General features: G+C 63.9%; 7 protein-coding genes. 2 read left to right on the top strand and 5 right to left on the bottom strand.

What is annotated here, in order from left to right; genetic code table 11:
• Nucleotides 1-22 precede the first annotated feature (22 nt).
• The gene (locus D9599_RS32095) at nucleotides 23-292 is read right to left on the bottom strand and encodes a DUF1127 domain-containing protein (RefSeq protein WP_198384971.1); all 270 of its coding nucleotides are present in this window, start codon (nucleotides 290-292) and stop codon (nucleotides 23-25) included.
• 110 nt (nucleotides 293-402) lie between these two features.
• Here D9599_RS32095 and D9599_RS29825 point away from each other — a divergent pair, with 110 nt between their 5' ends.
• Nucleotides 403-1,131, top strand: a complete 729-nt coding sequence (locus D9599_RS29825; protein ID WP_198384972.1) for a helix-turn-helix transcriptional regulator — start codon at nucleotides 403-405, stop codon at nucleotides 1,129-1,131.
• 124 nt (nucleotides 1,132-1,255) lie between these two features.
• Here the strand turns inward: D9599_RS29825 and D9599_RS29830 are convergent, their stop codons facing one another.
• Nucleotides 1,256-2,266 carry a tripartite tricarboxylate transporter substrate binding protein gene (locus D9599_RS29830; protein ID WP_198384973.1) on the bottom strand — a complete coding sequence of 337 codons (1,011 nt, stop codon included), beginning with the start codon at nucleotides 2,264-2,266 and terminating at the stop codon, nucleotides 1,256-1,258.
• Between the two features lie 94 nt (nucleotides 2,267-2,360).
• A complete protein-coding gene (locus D9599_RS29835; protein ID WP_309228768.1) occupies nucleotides 2,361-3,146 on the bottom strand; it encodes an SDR family oxidoreductase in 786 nt (261 codons plus the stop codon).
• Nucleotides 3,147-4,258: 1,112 nt separating this feature from the next.
• On the opposite strand from D9599_RS29835, the gene D9599_RS29840 reads away from it, so the two are divergent.
• Nucleotides 4,259-5,185, top strand: coding sequence for a replication protein RepA (locus D9599_RS29840; protein WP_198384975.1), 927 nt, complete (start codon nucleotides 4,259-4,261; stop codon nucleotides 5,183-5,185).
• Between the two features lie 302 nt (nucleotides 5,186-5,487).
• Here D9599_RS29840 and D9599_RS32655 read toward each other — a convergent pair whose 3' ends face one another.
• Together D9599_RS32655 and D9599_RS32660 are read right to left on the bottom strand one after the other, a co-directional pair.
• A complete protein-coding gene (locus D9599_RS32655; protein ID WP_198384976.1) occupies nucleotides 5,488-6,123 on the bottom strand; it encodes a hypothetical protein in 636 nt (211 codons plus the stop codon).
• Nucleotides 6,116-6,847: a ParA family protein gene (locus tag D9599_RS32660; protein ID WP_198384977.1), complete on the bottom strand. Its 732-nt coding sequence runs from the start codon at nucleotides 6,845-6,847 to the stop codon at nucleotides 6,116-6,118. The genes D9599_RS32655 and D9599_RS32660 overlap by 8 nt, the downstream gene beginning before the upstream one ends.
• Nucleotides 6,848-7,155: the final 308 nt, after the last annotated feature.

Below are 7,155 nucleotides of genomic sequence, written 5' to 3' on the forward strand. Positions count from 1 at the left end.
GGTTTTCGGCGAGCAATGATGGCTAGTCCGGGTCAGCGCCCGGCCCTGCCGAGTGCGCCTGTCGTTGGTTCGAGACGCCGAAGGGGACGCCGCGCCGCACGTCCTCGGGTGTTAGTCCGACGTCTCGCAGCATGCGGGTGTCCATCTCCTTGAGGTGCCGTCGATCCGCGAACCAGCGCAGTGTCCGCGTCCAGCGCCCTTCCGGTATCAGGCTGGCAGGGCAGGTTGATGGTCTCAGCCGTGCTGCCCGCGCCAGCAGACGATCGGTGAGGCTTGCAGCCGACGCGCTCATGGCCCGGTCCCCGTGCGGTGATCGGTGCCCTTGTCACCGGTCCTCGCGCCGAAAGGCTTCGGCAATGGCCGAAGTATTCCCGCCCGTACTGACCTATGATCAGCCCCGTCATGGTCACCACAAGCGCCTTTGCCGAAACTGCCGCGCTCATCGGAGACCCTGCCCGCGCAAACATGTTGGCAGCGTTGATGAACGGTCGGGCGCTGACGGCGAAGGAGCTGGCGGAGGCCGCGGGGGTGACGCCGCAGACGGCCAGTGGCCATCTGGCGCAGCTCACAGGAGCAGGTCTGCTGGCCATGGCGCGCCAGGGGCGGCACCGCTACCACCGTCTGGCGTCGCCCGCTGTGGCCCACATGCTGGAAACCATCATGTCCGTGGCGGCCGGCGGGGCCCCGGGCTCAGGCCGGACCAAGTCGCTCAGGGTAGGTCCTCGAGACGCGGCGCTGCGGCGTGCCCGAACCTGCTACAACCACCTCGCCGGGCGGCTCGCGGTCGCCATGGCCGACCGGATGACCGAGCGGGGGCACATCGAGCTATCGCTGGACGGCGGGGTCATCACCGAGCACGGGACGAACTTTCTGCAAGGGCTTGGGGTGAACCTCAAGGCGGACACCGCGGGTCCGGGGCGGTCGGCTGGCGGGCGGGTGTTCTGCCGTCCGTGCCTAGACTGGAGTGAGAGGCGGCCGCATATCGCGGGAGTTCTGGGTACAGCGCTATGCACGGTTTGCCTAACTCAGGGTTGGATACGGCGGATTGAGGGGACACGCGCCGTCACCGTTACTCCGATGGGGCGAACGGTCCTCGACAAGGCCTTCGACCTTCGTGACGCCCTCGACTGATTTTGGAGCGCCCTGCTTCGAACCAGCCCATGGTGGTCGACGATGCCCCGTTCTCCCCGCCACCTCCCAGCAACCTGGCTCCAGATCACCTTACCCGGACAGCGCGTCTGATCAGGCTGCACCTCTATTCCAGGCGCACACCGGCGGCGCGGACCACCCCACCCCATTTCACCACCTCCTCGTGGATAAAGGTGGCGAAGGCCTCAGGCGTGGTGGGATCGGCGATCATCCCTTGCGCCTCCATGGCCGCGCGCACGGAAGGATCAGCCAGAAAGGCGCGGCATTCGGAATTCAGCCGTTCAACCACCGCGGCCGGTGTGCCAGCCGGGGCGAGCAGGCCCACCCAGGAATACGCTTCATAGCCCGGCAGGACGCCGGACTCCGCCGCGGTCGGCACATCCGGCATCGAGGCCAGCCGCCGCGCGCCGCCGACGCACAGCACGCGCAGGCGGCCGGTGCGGACGTGGTCGATCACCGGCGGCACGCTGCTCCACATCATCGGCACCTGGCCGGACAGCAGGTCGGTCACCGCAGGGCCGTTGCCGCGATAGGGCACGTGCACCGTGCGCACCCCGGCGACGCTGTCAAACAGTTCTCCAGCCAAGTGCCCCGAGTTGCCAGTGCCTGGCGAGGCGTAGGCGAGCGTCCCTGGCCGGGCACGGGCTAGCGCCACCAACGCGGCCGTGTCAGCGGCTGGCACCGACGGGTTCACCACCAGCATCAGCGGCAGCATGGCTAAGTTGGTGACCGGCGCGAAGGAGCGTTCCGGGTCGTAGGGCAGGCTAGGATACAGGGCCGGGTTCACCGCGATCGGCCCGGCCGAGGCCACCACCAACGTGTGACCGTCCGCCGCCGCTTGGGCAACCGCCTGCAGGCCGACGATGCCGTTGGCCCCTGCCCGGTTCTCCACCACTGCCGGCTGGCCCAGCGTCTCGGCGAGGCGATTGCCCAGCAGCCGCGCGGCCACGTCGTTGGCCCCACCCGGCGCGAAGGGCACCACCAGTCGGATCGGCCGACTAGGCCAGCCTGGCATTGCCGGCTGCGACCGCGCCCGCGTCGTCGCCGCCACGAGCAGTAGCCCCCCTCCCCCGATCAGCACCCGCCGCCCGACGCGGCTCCTCGGCGTACCCGTCATTGTATGTTCCTCCCGTCCGATGTTTCGGCCAGCACGGCCGAGCGCGAGGCGGCACCCGATCCGCTTGGGCCGCCAAGTCCCAGGCTTCCAAGCCTCAGGCTGCCGTCAGTCCGCCGTCCAGCGCCAGCACCTGTCCGGTCACGCAGCCGGCTGCAGGGCTGGCGAGGTAGACGACGGCAGCCGCTACTTCGGCTTCGGTGGGGAAGCGGCGGGTGGGAATGCGCTCCAGCATCTGCTGCCGCTGCGCAGGATCGGCCAGGGACGCCTGACGCGAGGGCGTCATCACCGTGGCCGGGGCGACGGCGTTCACCCGGATGCCGGCTTGGGCCCACTCGATGGCCAGCATACGGGTCATCTGGACCATCCCACCCTTGGCGATGCCGTAGACTGAGCGCTCGGCCAAGCCAACCAGTCCGTGGGTGGAGGCAATGTTCACCACCGACCCCGGCCGCCCCATCGCCAGCAGGTGGCGGGCGTAGCGGGAGGCGAGGAAGAAGCCTCCCTTGAGGTTCACTGCCATTAACGTGTCCCACTCGGCCCAGCCGACTTCCGTCGCCGGACTGCGAAGGGCGACGGCGGCGTTGTTCACCAGCACGTCCAGCTGCCCGTCGAAGGCGTCCAGCGCTCCCGCGAGCGCGGCGTCGATGCTGCGCTCCTCGCGCAACTCAAGCGGCAGCGGCACTAGGCGTCGCGTGGCGAACTCCGGCGCGCCGGCGAGGTCGGACAGGTGCGTCGGATCGATCTCAGTGGCCGCCACGTCATAGCCGGCGGTGGCAAGCGCCAGGACAATGGCCCGCCCTAGTCCCGTGGAAGCTCCGGTTACGAGAGCGGTTCGTCGTACTTGGTCCAATGACGTTCTCCCGGCGCGTGCAGGGCCCACCAAGCAGGCGCGGATCGGTGGGCATAAGGCCGACCAGAGGGCCGATCCACCTCGCTAGACTGTTCTAGCAGCTGGCAACGCGGAAGACTGCGGCAAGCGCCTCTGCTTCACGCTTCATGCACGATGCTGAGGGATTGTCGTGCGGGGGGGCGGCGAGAGAAGCAGGTTTGGCCTGGATTTGGTGAGTTCAGCCAAACGCCCACCGAGCTTGAGCAGGTGAGTGCCCTGCCCTACCAAGCCCTCACCGCACCCGCTGGCCGCGTGTGGCATTCCTGGCGAAAGCCGCTTTGCGCTGGGGTTCTGCATCCTCGGGGAACCGCGCGGCGATCCCGGCAACGGTCGCCACCGCTCAACTTGCCGACTTGCTCCGGACCGGTTCGGCTGCTGTCCCTGGGCATAGGTCCCGCTGATGCGGGCCCTACCCCCCAAGACGTTGGCCCTGTGCGCTGTCCGTTGCGCCGATCGCCGCATCACCACCGCCAGCGCGCACCTTCACCTTACCATCGTGCAGCCGGCTCACCGCCTTACCGGGATGGCGCTCGAATTCCGCCACCCGGGCCTCCCTTGGTTCTTGAGGGTATCGCGCGCGACAAAGACCCCGCCAGCACTAGGGGGCCGCGGCTGCCAGGCCCGAGGTGCTCCGGCTCCTGACCATTGTCCGCTTCTCCCCCATCGGCGCTTCGCGGCAACAACCGCGCGCTCCTGCTGCTCGGCTTTGGTTCTGCCCCTCATCATAACGAGCCTTCAGGGTCGGGTTTCCTGCGACGGCACATCAGTTCCAGACGTTGGCGAGGATCCTTTTGCACTCGGCAAGTTTTGGCTGCGTGGCACATACCTCAGTGCGCCCGAGTCGCTGTCCGTTGGCTGGGGACTTTTCCAGGTGAAGCCCCTAGATGCTCACAACCTAGTTGGGGACTTTTCCAGGGCAATGCGGGGACTTTGCCAGGCAAGAGGCTCGCTCCGCGAAGGGTGAATCAAGCAGTTATCCAGAGTTTTCCCGGGGACTTTTCCAGGTCTCCCTAATAGAGATTGTTCAAATATCCCTGGCTACTAACCTCACCTGGAATAGTCCCCGGAGACTCAACCTGTGCCGAGGTGCAAGAAACATAGCTATGGGAACGGTGCATCAGCTGATTGAGGCAGGCGGAAAGCAGGCGGCTCTTCAAGCGGAGTTCGATCGGACGGTCGTGGAGGCAGCGGCCCAGTATATGGCCGATGAGGATGCAGGCATCGGCTTCCTGTACAGTGGCTGGTGTCAAGCTGCCCTTCCGCACCGGCGCCTTCCCGATGGCCAGAGTTGGGCGATTCATAGCGACCGGATCAGCCTGCTCGTCGAGCCGGGCTCTAAACCAGGGCCGGATGGGAAGTCCTTCTTGCCGACTGGGGTGGCTTACGGGTCTCGCGCTCGACTGATCTTCCTCTATCTCCAGAGTACGGCCATCCGAACGAGAAGCCGCGAGATCGAGCTCGGGAGAAGCTTGAGAGAATGGCTGGTCCGCATGGGCATTCCTCAAGGTGGGAAGAGCCAGCGGGACGTGCGGGATCAGGCCGAACGGATCAGCCGCTGCAGGTTCACCTTCCACATACAGCAGTCGGGAGGACGAGTGGGGCTGGTCAATCAGAGCGTAGTAGACAGCGCCATGTTCGTGCCCTCCAACGACGCGAATGAACAGCAGGGAAGCCTATTTGTGGAGACGGCCCGCCTAAGTGAGGTATTCTTCGAACTGCTTCAGCGACACCCCGTCCCTGTTCAGGAAGCCGCCATCCGCGCCATCAACAACAACTCGGTGGCGCTCGATATTTATGCGTGGCTGGCCTACCGCCTACATGTCTTAGGCAAACCCACTTCGATTTCTTGGACAGCGCTCAAGGGCCAGTTCGGCGGCGGCGTCAGCCGCATGGATAATTTCCGGGTAACCTTTCTGGACAACCTAAAGCTGACGCTGGCGGTCTACCCTGATGCTCGGGTAGATGTGGAGGAACGAGGCCTCATTCTTCATCCTTCTAAGCCACCTGTCCCGGAGCGGACACTCCGCTAAAGTAAAGCCAGCATGGGCCGCGTCAGCAGGAGGGGGAATTTGTCCGCTCCTATTAAGTGCTGGAGCGTGCGCAGTGAGCCAAGGTGAACGGAAAACGCCTTAGGCGGCGCCTGGAAAAGTCCCCGGACGTGCGGTTGAGATGTGCCAAGCACCCGCCTGGAAAAGTCCCCAGCCCAACCTGCCCCTCTGCCTGGAAAAGTCCCCAGGTCTTCGTTGCCGCAGCCGCGGTAGCGACAACTCCAACGTTCTGGGCGCATGGTGGTGGTCATGTCGGCCGTGCTCAAAGTCATTGTCCTATCAATTCAGCCAATAACCTCCGACTCACCTTCGATCGCTGTGGCGCCGGACCCGAGCTCGTTGTCGATCTCAACCAGCTCTCGACGAATGCGCGACATCTGGCGCACGAGGAGCTCTCGACGCTTTAGGAGCTCTCCATGCCGTGTCGCTGCAGATGCATCCGTCGGCCTAACTTCAGCCAGGAAACGCATGATTTCAGAACGAGCAGCTTGAGGACGAACGAGGCCTCGGTTCCTTGCTAACGCAATGTGCTGCTCAGGAACTAGGGTAAGGTAATAGGCCGCGCTGTAGCTCCGAGGGAGCTCAGCCTCCCGAAAACGGCCCGCCTCAACGGCCTCCGCTACCTCCCGCAGCTGATACGCAACTGCCCGGCCAAACGGAAGTTGAGGTAAAATCTTCGCTTCGAACTCCCCGCGGTTGGCCTGAATTGCATGGCGTAGGTACCGCCCGATTGACAGGAAGCGCCGCTGTGCCTCATCCCACAACTTTCCGATCTCACGGACGTAGTCTTCCGGTCGATTCAATGGAACTATAGTAGCAGCAAAGTCCTCGTTGCGCGAAGTTGTAGACACAATTGGCGCTGCAGCCGCTCGAGCCTTGATGTCCTTAGCGGAGAAGGTCTTCAGCGGCGGCTTAGACATCGGCGGACACCTTCAAGCCAAGAGCGTGCATTGCGAATGTAAATACACCTCGGACGTCAGACAGACCGTTGGCGCCCTTCATCTCAGCTACTCCGAGGCCAATCTCGTCGCTGACGCGGATGCTCTCGTACAAGCGGATATCAAAGGGGCAGAGATCCCCAGCTTCTATGAGCCGCTGCTTGGCACGATCAAAGCTCCCCGCTGTCCGGACAGTGAGATTCAGGACGAAGGCAGCTGGCCGTTGCTCGCGGCGAATGAAAGCCATCCATTCAACAACGGACCGCAGGTCACCAGCACCTTGCCCAGTTGGCACTAGAACAAAGTCAGCCAGTAGGAGAAGTTGGCGCATCTCCGTTGGCGACGCATCAACACCGGGTGGCGTATCCACAATTATAAGGTCCAAATCACCCAGTGTTCCTGCTTGGTGCATTGCCTCATGAAGGTTCGACAGCGGGACGGCTACGTTTGGGATGCCGACAGCTTCACCTGGTCTGACAGCGTACCAGTTTGTCAAACCGCGCTGCGGATCTAGATCGATGGTCGCGACCCGAAGCCCGGCGTGTGCGGCGAAGACTGCTAGGTTTCGAGTCAAACATGTCTTGCCGCTGCCACCCTTACCGGAAGAGCAAACCAGGATCTTAGGTTGCTTCGGTTCGGGCGCTCCCGTCGCTGCTGCCTCGCGTGCCTCCTTGGTGGGCTTTTTCCCGCCTGCTGCTTTGACCATACCTGCCCCTGTAAAGCCGCGTCTCTTACCAGCATCTAACTATTGCAGGTGTCACGGATTCGGCAACTTCAGGTCAGCGTTCATGTTCTGCGCTTCGGGGAAGCGACGACATCTTACGGCGTAAGACATGCATGAAAGATCGAGGGGCGAGGAGACACAGCGGTTCGTCAAGGTGCTAATACCCACCTCGGCACTTAGCTAGGTCGCCCTGCGGCCAAAGGCGCTAATCTAGTTAGCCGTTTCAAAAACCCTTGAACCACGCGAACCTGCCTAGGTGTCCTGATCAGTTGGCGGTGATGTTCGCGCCG

The organism is Roseomonas sp. KE2513 (assembly GCF_016107305.1).
Taxonomy (GTDB): Bacteria; Pseudomonadota; Alphaproteobacteria; order Acetobacterales; family Acetobacteraceae; genus Roseomonas.